Origin of the sequence: Hymenobacter lapidiphilus, from assembly GCF_013377885.1 — a bacterium.
Classification (GTDB): domain Bacteria; phylum Bacteroidota; class Bacteroidia; order Cytophagales; family Hymenobacteraceae; genus Hymenobacter; species Hymenobacter lapidiphilus.
This window is the reverse complement of record NZ_JABKAU010000012.1, coordinates 96,389-118,394: the sequence shown is the minus strand read 5'-3', so window position 1 is coordinate 118,394 and position 22,006 is coordinate 96,389. Positions and strand designations below refer to the sequence as shown.

Below are 22,006 nucleotides of genomic sequence, written 5' to 3'. Positions count from 1 at the left end.
AAGACAAGAATAGCATCCACATAAGATAATGCAAAACGACAACAGCAGCGAAACTGACTTTACATTATACCTATTCACTTGCCAAAACTGCTCGAAATTATGTCCTGAACCGTTTGAAAAGGGCTTTCTACTGCTAAGACAATAGACTTCTCAACATTTGTTCCTCTCTGAATCAGTCATCTAATTTACCACTTCACTGCTACTCCTGCGTACCAGTTGCGGGCAGCAGCCGGCTGGAAGTAGCGGCCGCCGAAGCCATTGAGGTCGTTGCCCAGCGAATAGCGGCGGTTGCTCAGGTTTTCGCCGCCACCGAACACGTCGAGGCGCACCGGGCCGAGGCTGCCGCGCCAGCCAGCCCGCGAGCCGAAGGTCCAGTAGCCGGCGGCGTAGGCAGTGTTGGCATCGTTGACGGGTAGCCGGGCCTGGTGGTTGACGGTGGGACTGAGGTAGAAGCCGTGGCGCTGGCGCAAATCGAGGCCGGCCGTGAGCGTGTGGGGCGCGGTGCCGGTGAGGCGGTTGCCACTGTAATCCTGGTCGCCACGCTGGTAGCTACCGAAACGGTAGTGGTTGTAGGCGTAGCTCACGAAGGCCCGAACGCTGTTTTCGGTGCGCGTCTGCTGAAAGTGGCCGCCCACAAAATGTTGATTCTTAATCCAACGCTTACGCCAGATTAAACCGTTCAGCGCCACTTCGGCCCCGCGCTGACGAGTGGTGCCAGCGTTGAGAAACAGCTGAGTGCCCAGGTCGGTGGTGCGGGTAGTGATGCTCTGGCGCTGACGCTGGTCGTAGAGGGCTACATCGTAGCGCAGGCGTTGCCGCCAGAACTGGCCCCGCGCCCCCAGCTCGAAGCTGGTGGCCCGCTCGGCCTGCAGCGCCTGGTTGATGGAACCGTCGGAGGGGCGAATTTCCTCCTCGGTGGGCGGCGAGAAGCCTGTACTCACGCTGCCGTACACCGACAGGCCCGGCCCGAATTCGCGCAGCAGCGCCACCCGCGGCGACACCTGGGGCCGGAAGTCGCGGCTCAGCGCGTAGCCCGTGGGGTTGGTAGCGGCGTCGGAAAGGCGGCTGATGCGGTAGCGCAAGCGGTTGTAGCTAGCCCCTACCGTGAGCAGCAGTTCGGCGGGCAGCTCATAATCGGCCTGAGCAAACACGAAACCAGTAAGCGTGCGGATTTCGTCGTCATAGCGCAGCGGGCCGGGCTGGCCGGCGCGGTTCTGGTAGTTGCGGGCACTCTTGAACCCCGTTTGGGCCTCGGTGCCGGCCTGCAGGCGCAGGGTGCGGCCGGCCAGGGCCGTGCGGTAGCTGAGCACCGTGCGCCCGCCCCCGCCCAGCAGCGTGTTGCGCTCAAAATCAATCAGGAAAGGCGTATTGATGCGGCTGCCGCTCAGGTACAGCGTCGAGCGTAATTGCAGCCGCTCCGTGAACCGGACCTCGTGGTTGGCCCCCAGCAGACCATTTTGCGAGGCATAGGAAGCGTGCTGGCCCACAGTGCCGGGCGCGGTAGCTGTGCCTGGCCGGGCCTGGCGCGGGTCGGCCTCGAACTGGGCCCGCGTGAGGCCACCCGGCAGCTGGTAGTCGATATCGGTGTAGAGCGCGTGCAGGCTCACGGTCTGGCGCTCGGTGGGCTGCCATTCGCCGTCGAGCGTGAGCACGTCGCGGCGCAGGGCACTTTGCTGGCGGTAGCCGTCGAGGGTCTGGCGGGCGTAGGCGGCGCGTAGGTAGCCGGTAGCGGTAGCCGTTTCGAAGGCCGCCGTGGTGCGCCGTAGCCCGTAGCTACCCGCCGTGAAGCTCGCCGAAACATGCGTGCCGGGCGTGGCCGGACGACGCCCGGTCAGGAGGATAGCCCCGCCGGTGCCGGCCCCATACACGCTGGCGGCCGGGCCTTTAATCACTTCCAGCCCGCCCAGCAGGCTGGGGTCGAGCAGGTTGAGGGGTGTGCTGCCGCTGGCTTCGGTGAAGGGCAGGCCCTGGTAGTACACCTTGGTATTGCGCACGCCGAAGGGCGAGCGGAGCGTGCTGCCGCGTACGCTCAGGCGGTAGCTGGCGGTGGCCCGCTCCTCCAGCCGTACGCCGGGCAGCGTGTTCACGGCCTGGGTCAGAGCATTATCAGGAAAACGCTCGAAATCGGTGCGGTCGAGGGTGGATATGGCGGCGGCCGTGCGGCGTAGCGGCAGTTGCTGACCATAGCCGGCCACGGTCGCTTCGGGCAGGGCTACGATGCGGGCGGTATCGGGCGGGGCGACAGTCTGGGCGAAGACAGTAACGGGCAGCAGCCACAGCGGCGCGGCGAAGCGGTAAGGTATAGGCATAATAACAGAGGGGAAGTAGCAGCAACAGCCGCTATCGGCCGAAAGTTAGCTCCGGCTGGGCTGAAAGATCAGCCCAGCGCAAATAACCGACGAACGGTTATAAAATCCTGTTAAACAGATTCTTATAACTAACACCTCTCCTCTTAATCAAATAGAGCAATAATATAATGAAGGTATTTGCTCGCTATATAGATAGATTTATATTTTATTTGCTCCATTATCGGGCATGATTAACTGCTGATTAACAATAAGATACCACCCTATTGAATTCTAGCCACTCAGTCTGATTATTCATCGACTTCGCCATCTGACCTCCTTACCTCTTTCTCTCCTTCCTCATGACTAAACGCTTATCGCTACTTTACTGGCTGCTGTTGCTGTTGGTAATAATTCCAGGCATTCCGGCCGGTGCTCAAAACCTAATTACAAATCCTGATTTTCAATCGGGTAATACTGGCTTCACTTCGGGTTACACTTACGTGCCTAACCCGAACGGCACATCGTCGGGGGCTGGCCAGTACGTGCTGGTGACCCGAGCCAACGCATTCAACCCGGGCTTTGGCAATTTTCCCGACCACACCAGCGGCACCGGCCTGTACATGGTAGTCGACGGCGCGGCTTCATCAAGCACTATCATCTGGCAGCAAACTATTACCGGCTTGACGCCAAACAGGAACTATCAGTTTTCATTTTGGCTACTTAATGCCATTGGCAGCAACAAGGCCCGAATTCAGGTATCAGCCAATAGCGTCGATATCGGTTCACCGTTCACTAACCCCAACGATGGTGGTAACTGGCAACTGAACACGGTAACGGTCAATCCGGGAGCTGGTAGTCAGCTTATCCTTCAGGTGCGCGACCTCGAAACCAATGGCGGCGGCAATGACTTTGGCCTCGACGATTTCTCGCTTACCGCCCCCGTCGCCAACCCCCAGCTCACGGTCGATGACGTTGTAACGGCTTCGATCAGCACTTCGGCTACCATTCAACCCACGCAAATCAGCCCGTTGAGAGCCACCATTAGCGGCCCTTCCGGAGCGACCGTCAGCACTTACACCCTCGTTACCGTGCCCACCGTAGGCACGGTGCGTTTAGGTAGCAGCAACGGCCAAGTAGCCGTTGCCGGTCAGGTTCTGTCAGCTACCCAAGCTGGCCTACTCTACTATACCCCCGCCGGCAGTACTGCCCAAAACGTCACATTTACCTACCGGGCTACCGACAGCAACGGCAACTTCAGCGCTAATACCGCTACCTACTCCATTCCTCTTACCGCCCCGACCACCCCACCCCAAAATTGTGGGCCAACTTATGGCGGTGGTCCTTCGGCGAGTGGGCTTTGGGCTGAATATTATGCAGGGTACTTCGCCGACATTTTTAGCTTTTTCACCAACAACACGTCCGGCCTGACCCGCATCGACCCCCAACTCAACTTCACTGGCAGCAGCACTACGGCCGCCGATGGCTGGGGCAATATCATCCCACCCGCCACTGCCGCCGGCGACGGCACTGACCCCAACCAGTTCTCAACCCGCCACCGCGGTAGCGTGAACATTCCCGTCGCCGGTGACTATACTTTCTACCTCACTTCGGACGATGCCTCGTACCTGTGGCTGGATAACGCGGCCTTCGCCCCTGCATTGGCTAATGCCACCATCAACAATGGCGGTGCTCACGGCGCCGTTATGGTACAAAACACGGTAACACTTTCGGCCGGTTTGCACAACATTCTGATTTACTACGGCGAGGATGGCGGTGGCAACGTCCTGACGCTGGAATACAGCAGTACGGCTGGCGCGGGCATCACTCGCCAGATCATTCCGAACAGCGCTCTGTGTGCCGGCCAGAGCCCGCTGCCCCCCACGGCCATCAGCGTGACCAACTCGCCGGCTATGCCAAGCACTAACGCGGCTACCGCCATTGCCGGACTGGCCGGCAATGACCCCAACGCTGGCGGTTCGGTTACAAGCTACATTGTAGCCACCCTGCCTGCTGCGGCCAGCGGTATTCTATATCAGGGAGTGGGCGGTGCGCCTGTTACCGTGGGCCAGAGCCTAACGGCTGCAGAGGCCGCAACCCTGAGCTTCGACCCTGATGCAGGTTTTTCGGGCAATGCTACCTTCACGTTTTTCGCCGTGAACAATGCCGGCATCCGCTCCAATCTTCCCGCCACTTACACCATCCCGGTAGTTGGTCCGGTGGCCGACGTAACAACTGCGCTAAGCGGCCCGGCAACCCTGGGTGCAGGCCAGCCCTCGGGCACCTACACGGCCACGTTCACCAACAACGGTCCGCAGCCCGCTAGCCAGGTCACCCAGACTGTGCGCCTGCCCACTGGTGCCAGCATGACGCCTACCCAGCAGGCCGCTCTGCCCGCCGGGTCATCTTATGACCCGGGCACAAACACCATCACTTTTGGTACTACTGTACCGCTTGCCAGCGGAGCGACCAACACGTACACGTTCAGCTTCACGGTGCCTACCAGCCACGGGGCCAACACGCTGCTAAGCACTGTGGGCACCAGCACCGGCCAAGGCAGCAACAGCGCCGCCGACACCTTTACGCTCAACGTGACGGTGCAGGCGGGCAACCTCTTCGTAACCGGCGACGATAGCAACGAGGTACCGGCCAATAGCCCGAAAACGGGCAACGTTATCCTCAACGATGATAACCCGGCCAACCTGGCCAACAGCGGCTTTGTGGTTCAGTTAGTTGCAGGAGTGAGCAATGGTACGCTCACGCTCAATGCCAACGGCAGCTACACCTACACACCTGCCAGCGGCTACATAGGCCCCGACGCATTCACCTACCGGGTGCGGGTACCGGGCAGCACGCCGGAATTCTCGAATACCTCTACTGTAAGCCTGAACGTATACAACAGCAACCAGGTCTGCGGCATTGGCACGGGCACCAACCTGTTGGTGAATCCCAGCTTCACTCAGGGTAATACGGCTTTTAGTTCTGATTATGGCTATGTGGCCGACGTTGCCGGAGTTAATAATGAGCTGATTCCCGAAGCTTTATATAGTGTAGGAACTGATGCAGCCAATTACCACCCCAGTTTCGCAGGCACAGGCCGTTTGGGGGCCGGCGACAACTTCATGATTGTGAATGGCTCGCAGAACCTTTCGATTGTGTACCGGCAGACGATAACCGTGCAGCCCAACACGTACTACAGCTTCTCGGCTTTCGCCAACAGCGTTAACCCCGGTAGCCCGGCCCAGCTGGGATTCGTTATCAACGGCAAGTCCACTTCCAACGTCACGACGCTAGGCACCACTACAAGCTACCAGCAGATTGCCGACCTCTGGTTTTCGGGTAGCAATACGACGGCCGTGTTTGAGGTGCGCGATGTGAACAAAGATTTTTCCGGCAACGACTTTGGCCTCGACGATCTGTACTTCGGCACCTGCACCGTGGGTCTGACGGCCAACGACGTGCTGAACCGGGGCCTGAGCAACCAGTCGCCTGCCACCAGTATTTCGCCCGTAAGTGCTTCGACGGCCCCGGGTGCCTCGCCGGTAGCCTCGTTCACTATCCGGACGCTGCCCGATGCCAGCACGGGCGTACTGCTGCTCAATGGCACGGCCGTTATTCCCGGTCAGGTTATCATGCTCAGCAACGCCGATCAGCTCACTTTCGACCCGAGTGCCGGTTTTGTGGGCACAGCCACCTTCACCTACACGGCCACCGACAACAGCGGAGCCGGCAGCAGCAATACGGCTACCTTCTCCATTCCGGTGCAGGATCGTCCGTTGCCCGTAACGCTGGTTGCCTTTGAGGCCCAGGCTGTGCGCGACACCGACGCCCGCCTGACCTGGCGCACCGCTACCGAATTGAACAACAGCCATTTCGAAGTAGAACGCAGCTTCGATGGCCGCAGCTTCGCCTCGGTTGCGCGGGTAGCCGGCCAGGGCAACAGCAGCAGCACTACCAGCTACACCCGCACCGACGCGGGCGTGGCCGCTAAAGCTACCGGGCTGGTATACTACCGGCTGCGGCAAGTTGATCTGGACGGTACCAGCAGCTACTCGGACGTGAAAACAGTCCGTTTCAGCCGCATCGCCAGCATTTCGCTGGCCCCCAACCCCACCACGGCTACCACCGAACTCGACCTGCGCCAGCTGCCCGAGGGCAGCTACCAGGTGCAGGTACTCGACGCCGTAGGCCGGGTGGTGCTGGCCACCACAGCGCGCGGCGGCAGCCAGCCCACGCTCGACCTACGCACAGCACCTAGCGGCACCTACATCGTACTCGTACGCGGCGAAGGTGGCCGTCAGTTCAGCAAGCGTCTGGTGAAGCAATAGGGTTGCTGAAGCGGTTAATTGTGAGTCCTTAACCGGTAGCTCTCGACCGGGGTCAGCCCACTTTTCAGGGCCATTTATGTAGAACGCCTGCCTTTTCCAGACTGGAAAGGGCGGGCGTTTTGCTTGTGCGCTGAGTAGCCGATGAGAGTCTTCGTATTTGCTGCCGGCTCGGTATCTTAGTCCACACAATTTTCAATTGCGATGCTCCTGCTGCCCCTGCCCCGCCGCCACCGCCGCCCCTTGCTGCTACCCCCGGGCTTACTGGCGCTGGCTTGGCTGCTGTGGCTGGGCTGCATGGCCGTGCCGCAGGTGCGGGGGGTAGGGCTGCAGCATGTGATGGAGGTAAATTTTCTGCCACTGGACCCCAAACTTGACCTGCCTGCTGAATATCGTACAGGCGATTACAACCTCCCTTACTCGTCACCAGCTACAATAGCAGCCTTTCGTCCTTGGCAAATCTTCGCGGTAACGGGTAACTTATTTGAAGACTATTTCGCCTTACGCAACGCACAAGCTGTTTTTCATCACTTGCAAGTCGACCCCAACCACGACCGGGGCCTTCAAGTGCATTTTAGTCGGCGGGCTAGCTACTCCAGTTTGGTACAGCTGTTGGATTGGTGCAATGTGTATAGCATGAAAAAATACTGGGTTGACCTCCGGCACGAGCCGACCGCTTTCTACACGTTCACTACTAAGTCGAAGCCGATAAAAAAGCTTCTGCCTCCTTCACCTCTCAATCTTATAATGTGTGCCAGCGTGGTAGAGATCAATAATGACCGCGAATCCCCTTCCTGGCTAGAGGCCCAACTACAACTCTGGAACTCTGACTGGCGCAACTCCGTGCTTCTGTTGCTGCTGCTCGGGGCCGCGTCCGCCTACCGGCTGGGGTGGGGCTGGGAGGCTCATTGAGTTGGCTGCTGGTTATCTGTCAACTCAACAAAAGCTATTAGCTTACAGCTATAGGCTGATAGCTCAAAAAAGTCTAACAGCACAACCTAATATGCTATCCCCCGACCTGCGCCGTGCGCTGCTGGCGCTGCCTGCCAAAGAAAAAGACCAACTGCTCACAAAACTCGTGGCCAAAGATGCCGTGCTGACTGAGCAGCTGAGGTTCCGGCTGCTGGAGGGCGACGACGCGCTGGAAACCCGCCGCGAGGCGCTGCAACGGCAGGTAGATGACCCGGTGCGTGGCTTCCACCAGACGCCCAACGACCTGCTGCACATTGTCCGGCAGCTGCAGCAGCGGCTGGCTTACCACGCCAAAATAACGGCCGATACGCACGGCGAAATTGAGCTGACGCTGCGGCTGCTGACCAACGTGCTACGCGAGCAGCCCCAGGCCACGGCCCGCCTGCACGGCCCTACCCAGCCGCTGCTCCAGCACCTGGTGCGCCGCACCCACGAGGTGCTCAAATCCATCGGCAAAATGCACGAGGACTACCGCATCGAATATGCGCCGGCCGTAAACGAGCTGCTGGGGCTGCTTTACGCTTCGGCCGCCGCTCCGCTGGCCCGCGAGCTGGGCGTGCCGCTGGTGTGGGGTGAGGCCTGAAAGTAACTTCGGCCAAAAAAGGTCGTTTCTTTAGTGGTGGCCGGCCCTTCCGGGCGCGGTCTGATTTCACCTCCCCTTATTCCCTGCCCATGGCTACCGTTCCCGACCCCGACCATATCCGCGTGCCGGCCCACCTGAGCGCCGCCCATTTGCAGCAGGCCCTTGATGAGCTGGACACGAAAATCCAGACCCTGCACCGGCGCGCCCACGCCACCGTGGCCGGCTCTACGGCTACCTATCAGCAGCACGCCGAGGCCCTAGAAGCCAAGCGCGCCCGCCTGCTCGAAAAGCTCGACCAGGCCACGGCCGCCTCGCCTACCGATGCGGCGGCAGCCCCGGCTGGTTCCGAAACGGGCGTATGGGAGGAAATTCGGCGCGGCGTGGAGAACCTGCGGCAGGATTTGCGCGAGCTACTGTAAAAGCGCCGTTGCCATTCGGGAGGCCCGGCCCGCCATTCGGCAGGCTGGTTTACCGTTCGCGGGAAAGTAGTTTCAGAGGTGCCGGGAGTGTAGTAGGTTTGAATCAGCTACTCCAACCCACTACCCCTTCTCCTTATGAAACTGACCGCCGCCCTCCGCCCCTTCGCCGCCGCCCTGTTGCTGGCCGCCACCGCCCTGCCCGTCACTGCTGCCCCGGTTTCGGCCCCCACTACTACCGCAGCAGCCGACAACCCGGCCGCGCATCCCAACTTCTCGGTGCGGGTGGTGGGCAAGGGGGCACCCATGCTGCTGATTCCGGGCCTGACCTGCCCCGGCGCGGTCTGGGATGAGACGGTGGCCCGGTATCAGAAGCAGTACCAGTGCCACATCGTCAGCCTGGCTGGTTTTGGGGGCGTAGCGGCCCCGGCCAGCACCGATTCGCTGCTGCGCAACGTGCGCGACCAGCTGCTGACCTACATCCAGACTCAAAAGTTGAACAAACCCGTGGTGGTGGGCCACAGCCTGGGCGGCTTTATGGCCCTGTGGCTGAGCACCACCCGCCCCGAGGCCCTGGGGCCGCTGGTGATTGTGGATTCGCTGCCGTTTCTGGCCGCCATGCAGAACCCCGATATGACCGTGGCCATGGCCCGGCCGATGGCCATCAGCATGCGCCAGCAGATGACCGGCAAAATGCCCGTCGCCATGGCCCGCCAGATGTCGGCCACCATGATGACTGACACCGCCCGCATCAGCCAGGCCACCCGCTGGAGCCTAGCCTCCGACCCCGCCACCGTTGGTCAGGCTATGTACGACCTCTACACCACCGATTTGCGCACCGAGCTGGGTCGCATCAAGCAGCCGGTGCTGGTGCTCGGGGCCTGGGCCGCCTACAAAGATTACGGCTCGACGAAGGAAAGCACCAAGGCCATTTTCGAGCGCCAGTACGCCGCCTTACCCCAGCACCGCGTGGAAATGTCGGAGGCCGGCCGCCACTTTTTGATGTGGGACGATACGGCCTGGTTTCTTCAGCAGACCGACGCCTTCCTGAAGCAGTCGGCGGTGGCCCGCCGGTAGTTGCTATCTTTCTCCGGCACCTTCCATTTGTCTCTATAAAACGCTGCTGATGGTAACTGCACAAGACTTTTCGGCCTTGAAGCTGGAGCTGTCGGTCCGGGCGAAAAACGGGCTCGACTTCATCGGGGCCGCCTGCCTCGTCTGGGCCGGTATTGCCTTCGTCTGGACGCTGCCCTACGCACCGGCCCGGCTGGGTTTCATCACATTTTTTGTGGGGGCGCTGGTGCTGCCGCTGGCCGGGCTGCTGTCGAAGGCGTGGGGCACTACCTGGGTGCTGCCGCACAACCCGCTGCAGCCGCTGGGGTTGTGGCTGAATTTCGCGCAGCTGTTCTACTTTCCCATTCTGCTGTTCGTGTTCAGCCGCTACCCGCAGCACTTTATTATGGTGTACGGCGTCATCACTGGGGCCCATTTCTTTCCCTACGCCTGGTTCTACGATACCAAAGCCTACGCCTTTATGGCCGGGGTAATTGCGGTGGGCTGCACTGCGCTGGGCCTCCGGATAAAGAACCCGGCCGAGCTGTACCTGATTCCGCTGTTTCTGACGGGGGCGCTGCTAGTGCTGGCCGGCCTGCTGTTCGTTTCGTACCGCCGCCACCGGCAGGTGTACGCGGCTATAGCCGGTCCCAACGCCATTTCAGCTAAGGCCTGATGCTTCGATCTATGCTATCTGCCTACGCCGCCGTGCCGGCGCCCACCCGCTCCTACTGGTATTGCCAGGCCGTGGGCTGGGCGCTTTATGCTACGTTCAATGTGGTGGGCTTCTCCATTCTGAGCCGGTTTTCAGTCGATATATTCCTGATCAGCCTGGTCATTGCACTGACCCTGCTGGGCCTGACCCACGCATTGCGCTACCACATCAGGGCCCTGGGCTGGGCGCAGCTGGCGCCACTGGCGCTGCTGGGGCGGCTGCTGGTGGCCAACTTGCTGCTGTCGGTACTAAGCCAGGTTATCATCTGGGCTCTGATTTACTGGGTGGTGCGGCCGGCACCCACCGGGCAGCCCTACGGCTGGGGGCAGTTTATCGGTTACGCGCTCAACGTCAATCTACTGCTCTGGCTCTGGGAAGGCTTTTATTTCGGCTGGCACTACCTCAGCCGCTCGCGGCAGGCCGAGGTGGATAAGTGGCGACTGACAGCGGCCGTGCGGGAGGCCGAAATGCGCACGCTCAAGGCCCAGATAAACCCGCACTTCATGTTCAACGGCCTCAACAACATCCGGGCCCTGGTGATGGAGGACCCGGCCCGCGCCCGCGCCATGATTACGCACCTCTCCGATTTGCTGCGCTATTCCATCCAGCTCAACAGCACCGAACAGGTGCCGCTGGCCCGCGAGCTGGAAATCGTGGAGCACTACCTGCAGCTGGAAGCCATCCAGCTCGAAGAGCGCCTGAGCTACTCGCTCGACGTGGACCCGGCCGCGCTGCCCGTGCTCATTCCGCCCATGACGGTGCAGCTGCTAATCGAAAACGCCATCAAGCACGGCCTCGCGCCCCGGCCCGAAGGCGGCACCATCCAACTCACGGCCCAGCTCAACGACTCCAACACGCTGCACCTGCGCGTGCGTAACACCGGCTGCTTCGCCCCCACGCCCGGCCACGAGGGCGTAGGCCTGCGCAACGCCCGCGAGCGGCTGGTCCTGCTCTTCGGCCCCGCCGCCCACCTGCACCTGGCCAACGACCCACACTGCCCCAATACCGTGGTGGCCCATCTGCAGCTGCCGGTGCAAAGTGGAGTTGATAAAACACCAGTCATGCTGAGCGAAGGTGGAGCCAGAGCCGAAGCATCTCTACCGCGCCGGTGAAAACCTATCAGGATTCGCATTGCGGTAGAGATGCTTCGGTTCCGCTCAGCATGACGTTCTTTATTCGCTTTATTCCTGCCGAAAATCAGCGAAATCAATACAATCAGCGCTAATCAGTGATTTATGGAAGTTGTTATCGTCGATGATTCGCGGCTGGCCCGCACCGAACTGCGGCACCTGCTGGGTGTTTTCCCCGATATAACCGTGGTGGGCGAGGCGCGCCACGCCGCTGAGGCCCGCGAGCTGCTGGCCACCGTTCGGCCCGATCTGCTGCTGCTCGACATTCACATGCCCGGCGAAACCGGCTTCGAGCTGCTGGCTTCGCTGGAAGCCGCGCCCCAGGTCATCTTCACCACGGCCTACGACGAGTACGCGTTGCAGGCGTTCGAGGTAAACGCGCTCGACTACCTGCTTAAACCGGTGCAAACCGAGCGGCTGGCCGCAGCGCTGGCCAAAGCGCGGGCCAGAGCCGCCGCGCTGCCCGATCCGGCCGCTACTGCGGCCCCCGAAGCCCCGACCGAGGCGGCTACCACCCCGCTCACCGAAAACGACCAGGTGTTTGTGCGCGACGGCGAGCAGTGCTGGTTTGTGCGCCTGAGCGAGGTGCGCCTGTTCGAAATCAGCGCCGGCTACACCCAAATCTACTTCGATACGCACCGGCCGCTTATTCCGCGCACGTTGCAGCACCTGGAGCAGCGGCTGGATGCGCGCACATTCTTCCGGGCCAACCGCCAGCAGATCATCAACCTGAAATGGGTGGAAAGCATCGAGCCCTGGTTCAGCAATACGCTCAAAATCAGGTTGCGGGGCGGGCCTGAGGTGGAGGTATCTCGCCAGCAGTCGGCACGCTTCCGCGAATTGCTGAGCCTTTAAGCCTTGCAAAAGAACTTCTGGTATTATTCGGCGACAACTGTATCCTTTTGAGGCGGGATGAGGTACAAAGGCCAAACAAGTAACTGAGCAACTGCAGCAAACTGTTGTAGATGCGCCGGTTATCAATTGTCACTCTGCACCACCCACCATGAAAATTCTGCTACTCAACTTTGCACTGGGCTTACTGCTGGTAGGCTCCGCCTCCTGTTCCAGCGAAGATAAAATGATGGAGCGTCCAACCCGCTTCAATACCACCTCCGTCAAGCGCTCCAACGACAATTCGCGCTCCTTCAAAAACCGCAGTCCTATCGGCCTGGGCATCGATTTGAAAGCAAACGACCCCCAGAAATTCCGAATGGTGGACGCGCCCAAGAAGTACAAATACAAGAAGCCCCGACAGTAGCTTCGTTTTTAGCTGTTAGCTGTTAGCTGTTAGCTGTTAGCAAAAAAACGAACAAGGCCCCGCGCTCGGTTGAGCACGGGGCCTTGTTTTGTGCAAGCGGTTCAGGTTTGTTAAACGGAAGCCCGCAGCTCAGAGCTTAGGCAATCGGCTCACGGAAGCCGACCCAGGTAAAGCGCTTGATGACGAACTCGGGGTTGGTGAAGCTGGCGTTGCCGGCCGGGTTGCCACCCGTTACGTGGAAGTCGGAGAAGCCCGCGTTCTGATTCACGTAAATGCCGCCGGTCAGGTTGAAGCTGACGGGCGTGCCAGCCAGGCTCATCTCGTCCATAATCTGCTCCTTAACGGCCGAATCGGTGGTGTAGGCACCGCACGAAATAGCCCCATGCTCGCGGGCCAGGTCAGCCGCCAGACGGATGCTTTCCTGGGTGTCGCGGGTTTTGATGACGAGCATAATCGGGCCGAACAACTCTTGGCTGAACTGCTCGACGCGGCTTGACTCTACTTCGTGAATGCTCGTGGAACAGGTGCGCGCGTTCTGGAAAACAGGGTTATCGACGGTGCCATGGGCCAGCACCGAGCGGCTGCCTTCCAGGGCCAGGTCGCGCACGCGCTCCTGGGTAGTGGCGCTCTGAATGGCCCCCAGCACGTGCGGGCCGGCCTTGGGGTTCTGGGCCAGGCTGGTTACCGCGGCAGCCAGCTTCTGCACCACATCTTCGTAGGGCACCAGCTCGCCGGCGACTTTCACGCCACCTTCCGGAATGAAGAAGTTCTGGGGCGCGGTACACATCTGGCCGGAGTACAGGCTCACCGAGAAGGCCAGGTTCTGGGCCACCTTGTCGAGGTCGTCGCAGGAGTCGAGGATGATGGAGTTGACGCCGGTTTTCTCGGTGAACACCGTCTTACCTTTCAGCCCCTCAATGTACTCGCCAAAGGCCGAGCCGCCGGTGTAGTCGATGAGCTTGACAGCGGGGTTTTCGGCCAGCTCCTTGGCAATCAGGTGGTCGTTGGCATCCACGGCCAGTTGGCAGATGCGCGGGTCGAGGCCGTGGGCCACCAGCACCTTCTGCACTTCGGCCACCACAATGGCGATGGGCAGCACGGCCTTGGGGTGGGGCTTGATGATGACCGGATTGCCGGTTACCAGCGAGGCGTACATGCCGGGCACCGTGTTCCAGGTCGGGAACGTGGAGCAGCCGATTACCAGGGCCACGCCTTTGGGCACGGCGCGCCAGGTTTTGTGCAGCGTGATGTTGTACTTGCCCATGGGCTTTTCCCAGCGGGTTTCCTCCGGGAAACGGGTCTGCTCTTCGTAGCCGGCGGCAATGGCTTCCAGGGCGCGGTCGGCAGCGTGCGGGCCGCTGGCCTGAAACGACATCATGTAAGCCTGGCCGGTGGTGTGCATGGTGGCATAGGCAATTTCGAAGAACCGGTCCTTCATGCCCTCCAGCGTCTCCGTCAGCAGCGCGGCGCGGTCGGCCGGCTTCAGCTTGCGCCACTGCCCGAACACCTCCTGGGCGTTCTGCACCAGCGTTTCGGGCTTATAGTACGGGTATTCGATGCCCAGCGAAGCCTGCTCGTAGGGCGACTCTTCCTGGCCGGCCCAGCCGGCGGATTCGCCCTGCTGCAGCTCGGTGAAGCGCTGGTCGCGGTGGGCTTTGAAGCTGGCGCGGCCTTCCTTGTCGGCGTCGGCACCATAGATTTCGGGCGAGGGATTTTCGGGGAAGGCGGCAAAGAACGTGCGGCCGTGCAGGGCCTCCACGGCCGCGTCGAGGGTCGCCTGGTGCTTCTGGGTGGTGTCGGTGGTGCTGGTGCTCATGTAGAAAAGTAAGGGTGGGAAAGTAGAATTATGCGCCGCGCTAATGGCCGTAACGTAAACCGCGGGCCGCAGCAAATGGCTTCCTGCCAGCGGCCCCGGCCCCGCTGGTCCGCCGGGCCTCGCCGCTGGCCCAGCGGGGCCGGGGCTTCGGCTAAAAGTAGGGGCCGGCTGCTTTGGAGTGGCTAAATTTACGGAATCGGCCCCGAACCCGCCCGAACCAATCCACGGGGGCTGCAGTTTCGTTAGCCTGAGTACCCAACCACCGCGCGCTTCTACCCTATCTCTCTGGTTCTATGCTTATAACTCTACGTTGGTTTTGCTGCGCCGCGCTGCTGCTGGGCAGTACCGTCGCGACCGTGGCCCAATCGGCCGCGACGGCTACACCTACCCGCACGGTGCGGCCGGGCGTGCTGGTTTTCCGCTTGAAAGCGGCTTCTGCTGACGCCACCCAGCCGCGCCGGCCGGGTCCGGCCGCGCTGCCGGCGTCCCTCACTACTGCCTTCCAGGCCTTCGGCGCAACGGCCCGGCCCAAGTTCCCAAAGGCCGCCGCGCCCACTGCCGCCCGCGCCCAGACCGGAGCTGTGGACTTAGGGCTGCTCTATGAGCTGACGCTGCCTGCCGATACCTCGCCGACGCAGATGCAGCAACGGCTGCTTAAAACCGGCCTGGTGGAGTATGCCGAACCGCTCTACGACTACCAGCCCCTGCAGCAGCCCAACGACCCGCTGGCCGACTCGACCCGCGCCGACGGGCAGTATCACCTTAAAAATATCCGCGCCTATCAGGCCTGGGACGTTACCAAGGGCGACACCAGCATCGTCATCGGTATCGTGGATGCCGGAACTCGCTTCACCCACGAGGACATTGGGGGTAAGAACCAGCTCAACCGCCTCGACCCCATCGACGGTATTGACAATGATGGCGACGGCTACATAGACAACTACTACGGCTGGGATTTTGCCGACCACGACAACGACCCCGAGCGCACCCGCAACAACACCGACCTGGCCCACGGTGTGATGGTGACCGGCGTAGCGGCTGGGGCCACCAATAACGGCCGCGGCATTGCCGGCGTGGGTTACCACTCGCGGTTTATGCCCCTGAAAATCTACCCCTCCACGCCCCTGGGCTCGTTTGGGGGCTACGAGGCCATTGTATACGCCGCCGACCATGGCTGCCGGGTTATCAACCTTTCCTGGGGTGGCGTGGGCGCACCTTCGCGCTTCGAGCAGGAAATTATCAGCTACGCGGCCCTCAACCACGATGTGCTGGTAGTAGCCGCCGCCGGCAACACGCCCCGCGACCTGGACTTTTACCCGGCCAGCTACGAGCATGTGGTGTCGGTGGCCCAGACGACCCGCACCGACGAGCGAAGCCTGGCCGGCACCTTCAGCTACCGAATTGATTTATCGGCCCCCGGGGAACAGATTATTACCACGTTCGGCGTTACCGATACCGATTACACCAACACGGGCGGCTCGTCGTTTGCCTCACCCCAGGTGGCAGGGGCGGCGGCGCTGGTACGCAGCCGGTTTCCGGGCTACAATGCAGCCCAGGTGGCGGCCCAGCTGCGGCGCACCACCGATTTTATCGATAACCTGCCCGGCAACGTGGCCTACGCCGGCCGGCTGGGCTCGGGCCGCCTGAACGTGTTTCGGGCCGTAACGGAACAGCCGTACTCGGCTCGGGTGGTGGCCCGCACGGCCGCTCCGGCCCGCAACTACTATGCACCTGCCGACACGCTGCGCCTCACGGTTCGGGTACAGAACCTGCTACGCGAACTGCCGGGCCTTACAGTAACGCTCACTTCGCTTTCTCCTTACGTTACGGTTCGTCAGGGCGAGTTCAGCACCGGCCCGTTGGCCAGCCTGGCCAGGGCCGATAATGACGCCGCACCGTTCCGGCTGGCCGTGGCGGCTACGGGCGTGCCACTCAACACCAAGGCAGTACTGCGCTACCGTCTGCACCACGAAGGCAGCGGCTACACCGAATACCAGTATGAAACCCTGCTGCTGAACGCCGATTATGTGGTGCTTGATGCCAACAACCTGCGCCTCACACTCACCAGCCGCGGCAACCTGGGCTACGATGGCACCAACCCCAGCCTCGGTGAAGGCATCAGCTACCGCCAGAGCCCACCGCTACTGGCCGAAGGCGGGCTGCTGCTGGCTACCTCGGCCACACGCCTGGCCAACAACGTGCGCAACGACAAGCGCGGCAGAGACGCCGACTTTGAAGCCGTAGGGCAGGTGCATTATATGCCCGCCGCCAGCGGGGCAGCCAACCAACGAGCCGAGGGCCGACTGCGCGAGGGGCAACTATCTGCCACTGGCCCACTGGCTATGGGCGTGGCCCTGCGCCAGCGGGCCACCGCCCGGGCAGCAGCCCCGCACCACAACTACGTGCTGCTCGAATACCAGCTTACCAACCTTACCACCGACACGCTCCGGCCACTACACCTGGGCCTGTTTATGGATTGGGACCTACCCGACGACCCCACCCGCAACGGAACCGGCTGGGACGCGGCCCGCCGCCTGGGTTACGTGCACGACACGCCCGGCCAGACTATATATGCCGGCGTGCAGCACTTGGCCGGTGGCCAGCCCAGCGTATTCAGCCTCGATAACAGCTCACCTACTCCTGCCGGCCCTGTGCGCCTAAACGACGGGTTCAGTCGGGCCGAGAAGTGGCTGACGTTGAGCAGCGGCACTACCTACGCCACCGCTGGCCCGGCCACCGGCTCCGATGCCGCCCAGGTGGTGGGCGCGGCCCTGCCCTACCTGGCCCCCGCCGACTCGGTAACGGTGGCCTTCGCGGTGCTGGCTGCGCCTTCGCTGGCCGAGCTGCAGGCTGCAGCCGACGCTGCAGCTATCGGTTACCAGCAAGTGCCTACCGCATCGAAGCCCCGCATGCTGGCTGGCGTCCGGCTTTACCCCAACCCTACTTCGGGCGCTGTGCGCCTGGAGCTGCCCACTAGCGACTTGGCTACGGTACGGATACTATCGGTGCTCGGGCAACAGCTGGCAGCATACACTTTCCGACAAACCACCGCCGCCCTCGACCTGTCGGACTACCCGGCCGGAGTGTACCTGCTACGGATAGATACGGCGGCCGGAGTTGGTACTTACCGGGTACTGAAGCGTCCGTAGCAAACTCAGGTGGCAGCGTAATAGTATCGGCACGCTGTAAAGGCGGGACATGGGTCGATTATCAGCGCGTATGAAAACTGACTTATCCACCAATTGCACCCAAATTAATTAGCAATCTATTCCTAATATAAATTTTTAAATATATTTAAAAAAAATATAGAATCAGCGAGCTACATACCGGCTTAAGAACGGATAATCGGCACTTAGAGCAGGATCATCATCCGAAAATTTATGAAATTTTTGGCTAAAATACTTAGCTTTATCAACAAATATTCTTATATTTGCATATGTCGAAAACGAAGCTTCCCGTCCCCCTTCCAGTGCAGCAATACGCGCGGTGCGTGAATGCCCGTAACCGTCCGACTGACTACATTGGTGACTGGCCGGCATGCGGGCAGGTTTATCCTGTCCACCTACGGCGCAATGCCTACAGCGACGAATGGCAGGTGCTGGGCTTCTATGCCGAGCGCCCCTACGGCTCCTTTGCCCGCCACCGCTTCGAGTTCGTGGCCCAGGTCTGGCTCAACTGAACTGTTAGCTGAAAAAACGTAAAGGCGCCGCACTCGGTTAAGTGCGGCGCCTTTTTTATGCAATGAAGCAGACCTTCCTACACAAAGGCTAGCAGTCCACATGAAAATCTAGTAGTGCCAGAACATACCGAAGTCGAAGGGTGTCCAGAGGGCGGCGCGCTGGCCGGCAGTTTTCAGGCCGCGGTTGGTCCAGCTGTTGCAGGTATCGAAGAGGTTGTAGGTGCCGTTGGCGACGTAGAAAGCATCGTTCTGGCCGTAGCTATGGCCCTTAATCTGCTGGGGGCGGCCCTGGGCATCCAAATCGAACTTGGTTTCAATGAAGCGGACAAGCCGGGCGTACTCGGCCGGCGTGAGCGTGAGCAGCACACACTTGGGGCCTACTTCGGGGCGGTGGTGGAAGGTGGTGTGCATGGCCGTGGTACCCATCCAGAACATGGCTTCCAGGCCGGTGCTGAGCTTGAGCTCGGCCCAGGTAGGCGTATCGAGGTAGAAGCCCCGGTCGCCCCAGCCGAAGCCCACGAACTCCTGGCTGGTGTCGTTGGCGGGCGTATCGGCGTAAGCAATGGACCGGGTCCAGTCCTGCTGGACATTGCGCACGGGCAGCACCAGGTCGGTGTGCACGCCGTTGGAGAGCAGGTATACCTCCACGGCTTCGCTGGGAGCGGGCGTGGCCTTCTCGCCGGCCACCGGAACGGCCGACAGCACCAATGAGGCAGCTACATACAGGGCAACCAGCCCGATAATGCCGGCCCCGGTGTAGGCAACAGCAGCGGCTACTGGGTAAAGTGGGTTTGTTTTTTTCATGAGAGAGAAAGTGAGACGTTTGCCTATACGCGGCTCGCTTCAAAAAGTCAGTTATGCCGCTACTGGCCCCGGTCGGCGGTGGCGCCACCAGCCATGTGCGGCCAGCGCCGCGCCCAGTAGCAACAGCAACCAGTCGCCGGGCTCCGACATGCGCTGGTCTTCCTCGGCTTCCAGGGCTGCGTGGCCGTTGAGCATTTCCGCCTGCTTGCGCCGTAGGGCCGCTTTCTGAGCATCATTTTCGAGGGCCAGGTATGCCGTGAGCGGGGTTAGCAGCCCCGTGCGGAAACTGGCCTCGACCAGTTGGCGTCCGGCCGCTTCGCCTGTTTCGGGGTGGTGCAGCTGGTGGCGCCAGCTGGCCTGCAGCACCAGGCCCGAGTGCCAATTATGAGGAGCTAGGGCCGTTAGTTGCTGGGGTGAAACCGGCGAGCTGTCCAGCACCAGTTCGGGCTGGCCATTGGCGGGCAGGTAGGCGGTGGCATTTTCAGGGTTGGGCCAGGCTACTACGGGGCTGGCCGGGTCGGGAGCCATTAGGGTGTCGAGCGGAGCGGCAGGGTCGTGCAGCAGCGAGTGGGATACGAGCCGGCCATCGGGCAGCAGCTCGTAGAAAAACGCCGATTCTGGAAAGGTGTGGCGCAGGTCGGCGAAGTTGGCCGGAAGGATGGCCCGCCGGAAATCGGCCGACACCACCACCAGCACCGGGTAGCGCGACGCAGGCGTTTCGGCGGCCCGGACCAGCGTCTGCCGGATGGCCCGGTCGAGGTAGAAGCCGCCCTCGACGGGCAGATTGGTTTTTGCGGTTCTGCTTGCTTCCGGCCGCCTGAAGGGAGTGGTGCGGCTGCCTACCAAGCTGTACTCAGACCTTTCATCACTTGGCCCGGCTGGTCGGACAACCGCCACCATCATTTGCCGATAGGCAGCCCAGGAGCCTTGCCGGCCGATCGAATTATCCACCAGAAAGTGGTAGTACGGCTGCCGCCGGACCAAGGGCAGCGCGGCTTTTTGGGCGGCACTCACGTAAGTTGCGCCGCCGGCCAGTCCGGTTTCGGGGGGCAGGGCGGTACCGGGGCGAGCTTCGCCAAGCTGCACCGACTGGCCATCGAGCTGCAGCGTGAGCGGTTCAGGATGCAGCAGCTCCAGGCCGGTGCGGCGTACTTCGCCGGCGGCCAGCGGGAAAACGCGCAAATCCAACTCGTTGCCGTGCCGGTAGCTCAGCAGGCCCGGGTCGCGGTTTTCGGCACGGATCTGACGGTATACCCAGGTGGCGGCCCGCTTTTCGGCCAGAATACCATACTCGCGGCGGCCGGCCATATCGAGGTAATAGTTGCTCACGAAGCAGCCCGCCGGCAACGGCAGTCGGGTGGTGTATTCGGCGAAGTTGGCGTTGGAGTCGGGATTGATGATGGTGAGGTCGACCCAGCTGACCCAGATGCGCTGGCGGGCAACGTAGCGGCTGCGGGCTGCCAGTTGCGTGAGGCGCGGCGCGGTTGGGGCCGCGGGCGGGCTGCCGGTATCCCGGGCTACATCCTTCACTATTTCATCGGCAGTTTCCGTTTCTGACTGGGGTTGGTTGACTGGTTCTTCGGCTAGAAACACCTGTTCCAGCAGCTCCATTTTACTTTCCGGCAGGGTCAGGTTGTCGAGTACCACCCAATTGTAGAACGAGGAGAGGTAGGGCAGCCGGGCACCGGTGATGGACGCGCTGCGGGTGTTTTTATGGTGTCGCACGGTGCCCAGCACGGCCCGCAGCACAGTAGTATCAACGGGGGCCACTGGGCGGAAATAATCGGGCTGGTACACGTAATTGAGGGCCCGGTGCAGCGTGGCGCGGTGCCAGGCGTACTGCCCGGCTACGGCCAGCGGCAGTACAGACCCAGCGGCCAGCAGCCCCGCCAGCAACCCACGCCGCCCGAAGTAGAGCCGTAATGCGGCGTAGTCTTCGCTCAGCACCCGCACGTGTACGATAAACAGCACCAACGGCGCCAGCAACAAAAAGCCCGACCCCAGCAGCAACACGGCCACCACCGACAGCGGGAGGAAGGGCAAAAACACCAGAAAGAAATACAGCGTGTAGCCAAATAATGCCGCCCGCCCCAGCAAAAGCACCAGCCGCCACCGGAAACCGACCGGGTTGGACCAAAGCAACAGCAGCGCATTGAGCCCCGCCAGCCCGTACCACCAGGGGTCGGAGAAGTCGCCGAATATGCCGACTGCACTCTGCCCCCGGCCCAAAACGCCCAGTTCGCCGTTGTTTACGGCCAGGCCTACCAATGGCAGCACTCCGGCGACCAGCAGCAGCCCAACCCAGCGGAAGGTTTTGTTAGCCGTCCGCCTCCGGGCCAGAATGTACACGCCCCGGCTCAGCGCCAGCAGAAACAGCAGCGTGCCGGTAATCAGCAGCACTACCAACACGTGCTGGGTTACCGGACCCGAGCCATAGTGCCACAGGGGCAGCACCAGTTGGGCAAACAGGTACCCGACCGTCGGCACGGCCAGCGCGGCCCCGAAGTTGGGCAGAGCTTTAAATTCGCGGTTTTCGGGCGTGAGGCGCAACACCAGCACGGCCGCAGCGTGGGCCAGCGTGGGCATCAGGAAAGTGCCGGCATAAAGCGGCAGGTCGGCGGGCACCATCCAGCGGGGCACGCTAAAAGGAAAGAGCCGGTCGACCTGCGTTCCGTAGCTGTATAGCAGCCCAATGTAAAGGCCCAAAGCCGCCAGCGCATAACCAATCGGTAATTGCCGCCGCCGCGCCGCCAGCCACCCCGCGTAGGCCGCGTGGGCCAGCACCAGCCCCAGCAGCACCGCGCCCAGCCACTGCCAGGCCAGCCGGCTCGCCGGCTCCAGCAGGCTGCGAATTACCTTGTACTCGGCCCCAAAAAAGAGCAGCAGCAGCGCCACCGGCAGCGTATTGAGCAGCCAGAGCCACCGCGGATTTAATAAGGAGCGCATAGAAGTATGGTTTGAATGACTGGG

Annotated in this window: 15 protein-coding genes; 11 read left to right on the top strand and 4 right to left on the bottom strand. The window is 61.6% G+C overall.

Features of this window, described 5'->3' with window-relative positions:
- Positions 1-185: 185 nt before the first annotated feature.
- On the bottom strand, positions 186-2,309 hold the full coding sequence (locus tag HW554_RS08760) for a TonB-dependent receptor (protein ID WP_176908204.1): 2,124 nt from the start codon (positions 2,307-2,309) through the stop codon (positions 186-188).
- A gap of 338 nt (positions 2,310-2,647) precedes the next feature.
- Between HW554_RS08760 and HW554_RS08755 the strand changes: the two genes are divergently transcribed.
- From HW554_RS08755 to HW554_RS08715, 9 genes are all read left to right on the top strand, one after another.
- On the top strand, positions 2,648-6,613 hold the full coding sequence (locus tag HW554_RS08755) for a cadherin-like domain-containing protein (RefSeq protein WP_176908203.1): 3,966 nt from the start codon (positions 2,648-2,650) through the stop codon (positions 6,611-6,613).
- A 201-nt stretch (positions 6,614-6,814) separates the two neighbouring features.
- Positions 6,815-7,522, top strand: a complete 708-nt coding sequence (locus HW554_RS08750) for a hypothetical protein (RefSeq protein WP_176908202.1) — start codon at positions 6,815-6,817, stop codon at positions 7,520-7,522.
- A gap of 91 nt (positions 7,523-7,613) precedes the next feature.
- Positions 7,614-8,165 carry a hypothetical protein gene (locus tag HW554_RS08745; RefSeq protein WP_176908201.1) on the top strand — a complete coding sequence of 184 codons (552 nt, stop codon included), beginning with the start codon at positions 7,614-7,616 and terminating at the stop codon, positions 8,163-8,165.
- Between the two features lie 89 nt (positions 8,166-8,254).
- Positions 8,255-8,584 carry a hypothetical protein gene (locus HW554_RS08740; protein ID WP_176908200.1) on the top strand — a complete coding sequence of 110 codons (330 nt, stop codon included), beginning with the start codon at positions 8,255-8,257 and terminating at the stop codon, positions 8,582-8,584.
- Positions 8,585-8,719: 135 nt separating this feature from the next.
- Positions 8,720-9,658, top strand: a complete 939-nt coding sequence (locus tag HW554_RS08735; RefSeq protein WP_176908199.1) for an alpha/beta fold hydrolase — start codon at positions 8,720-8,722, stop codon at positions 9,656-9,658.
- Between the two features lie 49 nt (positions 9,659-9,707).
- Complete coding sequence (locus HW554_RS08730; RefSeq protein WP_176908198.1) at positions 9,708-10,310, top strand: DUF7010 family protein; 603 nt, start codon at positions 9,708-9,710, stop codon at positions 10,308-10,310.
- Positions 10,311-10,321: 11 nt separating this feature from the next.
- Positions 10,322-11,461: a sensor histidine kinase gene (locus tag HW554_RS08725; protein WP_176908197.1), complete on the top strand. Its 1,140-nt coding sequence runs from the start codon at positions 10,322-10,324 to the stop codon at positions 11,459-11,461.
- Positions 11,462-11,584: 123 nt separating this feature from the next.
- Positions 11,585-12,334: a LytR/AlgR family response regulator transcription factor gene (locus HW554_RS08720; protein WP_176908196.1), complete on the top strand. Its 750-nt coding sequence runs from the start codon at positions 11,585-11,587 to the stop codon at positions 12,332-12,334.
- Positions 12,335-12,482: 148 nt separating this feature from the next.
- Entirely contained in the window at positions 12,483-12,737 is a 255-nt protein-coding gene (locus HW554_RS08715) for a hypothetical protein (RefSeq protein ID WP_176908195.1), read from the top strand.
- Between the two features lie 136 nt (positions 12,738-12,873).
- Here HW554_RS08715 and paaN read toward each other — a convergent pair whose 3' ends face one another.
- Positions 12,874-14,553, bottom strand: coding sequence for a phenylacetic acid degradation protein PaaN (gene paaN / locus HW554_RS08710; RefSeq protein ID WP_176908194.1), 1,680 nt, complete (start codon positions 14,551-14,553; stop codon positions 12,874-12,876).
- Positions 14,554-14,846: 293 nt separating this feature from the next.
- Here paaN and HW554_RS08705 point away from each other — a divergent pair, with 293 nt between their 5' ends.
- A complete protein-coding gene (locus HW554_RS08705; RefSeq protein ID WP_176908193.1) occupies positions 14,847-17,702 on the top strand; it encodes a S8 family peptidase in 2,856 nt (951 codons plus the stop codon).
- A gap of 320 nt (positions 17,703-18,022) precedes the next feature.
- Positions 18,023-18,232: a hypothetical protein gene (locus HW554_RS08700; RefSeq protein ID WP_176908192.1), complete on the top strand. Its 210-nt coding sequence runs from the start codon at positions 18,023-18,025 to the stop codon at positions 18,230-18,232.
- A 108-nt stretch (positions 18,233-18,340) separates the two neighbouring features.
- Here the strand turns inward: HW554_RS08700 and HW554_RS08695 are convergent, their stop codons facing one another.
- Together HW554_RS08695 and HW554_RS08690 are read right to left on the bottom strand one after the other, a co-directional pair.
- Positions 18,341-19,036, bottom strand: coding sequence for a TIGR02117 family protein (locus tag HW554_RS08695; RefSeq protein WP_176908191.1), 696 nt, complete (start codon positions 19,034-19,036; stop codon positions 18,341-18,343).
- A gap of 51 nt (positions 19,037-19,087) precedes the next feature.
- Complete coding sequence (locus HW554_RS08690; RefSeq protein WP_176908190.1) at positions 19,088-21,982, bottom strand: MSEP-CTERM sorting domain-containing protein; 2,895 nt, start codon at positions 21,980-21,982, stop codon at positions 19,088-19,090.
- Positions 21,983-22,006: the final 24 nt, after the last annotated feature.

What these genes read in the sequence shown, in the direction of transcription:
- HW554_RS08730 (WP_176908198.1), top strand. Translation starts at nt 9,708, where the DNA reads ATGGTAACTGCACAAGACTTTTCGGCCTTGAAGCTGGAGCTGTCGGTC.
- HW554_RS08755 (WP_176908203.1), top strand. Translation starts at nt 2,648, where the DNA reads ATGACTAAACGCTTATCGCTACTTTACTGGCTGCTGTTGCTGTTGGTA.
- HW554_RS08720 (WP_176908196.1), top strand. Translation starts at nt 11,585, where the DNA reads ATGGAAGTTGTTATCGTCGATGATTCGCGGCTGGCCCGCACCGAACTG.
- HW554_RS08735 (WP_176908199.1), top strand. Translation starts at nt 8,720, where the DNA reads ATGAAACTGACCGCCGCCCTCCGCCCCTTCGCCGCCGCCCTGTTGCTG.
- HW554_RS08750 (WP_176908202.1), top strand. Translation starts at nt 6,815, where the DNA reads ATGCTCCTGCTGCCCCTGCCCCGCCGCCACCGCCGCCCCTTGCTGCTA.
- HW554_RS08695 (WP_176908191.1), bottom strand. Translation starts at nt 19,036, where the DNA reads ATGAAAAAAACAAACCCACTTTACCCAGTAGCCGCTGCTGTTGCCTAC.
- HW554_RS08725 (WP_176908197.1), top strand. Translation starts at nt 10,322, where the DNA reads ATGCTATCTGCCTACGCCGCCGTGCCGGCGCCCACCCGCTCCTACTGG.
- HW554_RS08715 (WP_176908195.1), top strand. Translation starts at nt 12,483, where the DNA reads ATGAAAATTCTGCTACTCAACTTTGCACTGGGCTTACTGCTGGTAGGC.
- HW554_RS08760 (WP_176908204.1), bottom strand. Translation starts at nt 2,309, where the DNA reads ATGCCTATACCTTACCGCTTCGCCGCGCCGCTGTGGCTGCTGCCCGTT.
- paaN (WP_176908194.1), bottom strand. Translation starts at nt 14,553, where the DNA reads ATGAGCACCAGCACCACCGACACCACCCAGAAGCACCAGGCGACCCTC.
- HW554_RS08740 (WP_176908200.1), top strand. Translation starts at nt 8,255, where the DNA reads ATGGCTACCGTTCCCGACCCCGACCATATCCGCGTGCCGGCCCACCTG.
- HW554_RS08705 (WP_176908193.1), top strand. Translation starts at nt 14,847, where the DNA reads ATGCTTATAACTCTACGTTGGTTTTGCTGCGCCGCGCTGCTGCTGGGC.
- HW554_RS08745 (WP_176908201.1), top strand. Translation starts at nt 7,614, where the DNA reads ATGCTATCCCCCGACCTGCGCCGTGCGCTGCTGGCGCTGCCTGCCAAA.
- HW554_RS08690 (WP_176908190.1), bottom strand. Translation starts at nt 21,982, where the DNA reads ATGCGCTCCTTATTAAATCCGCGGTGGCTCTGGCTGCTCAATACGCTG.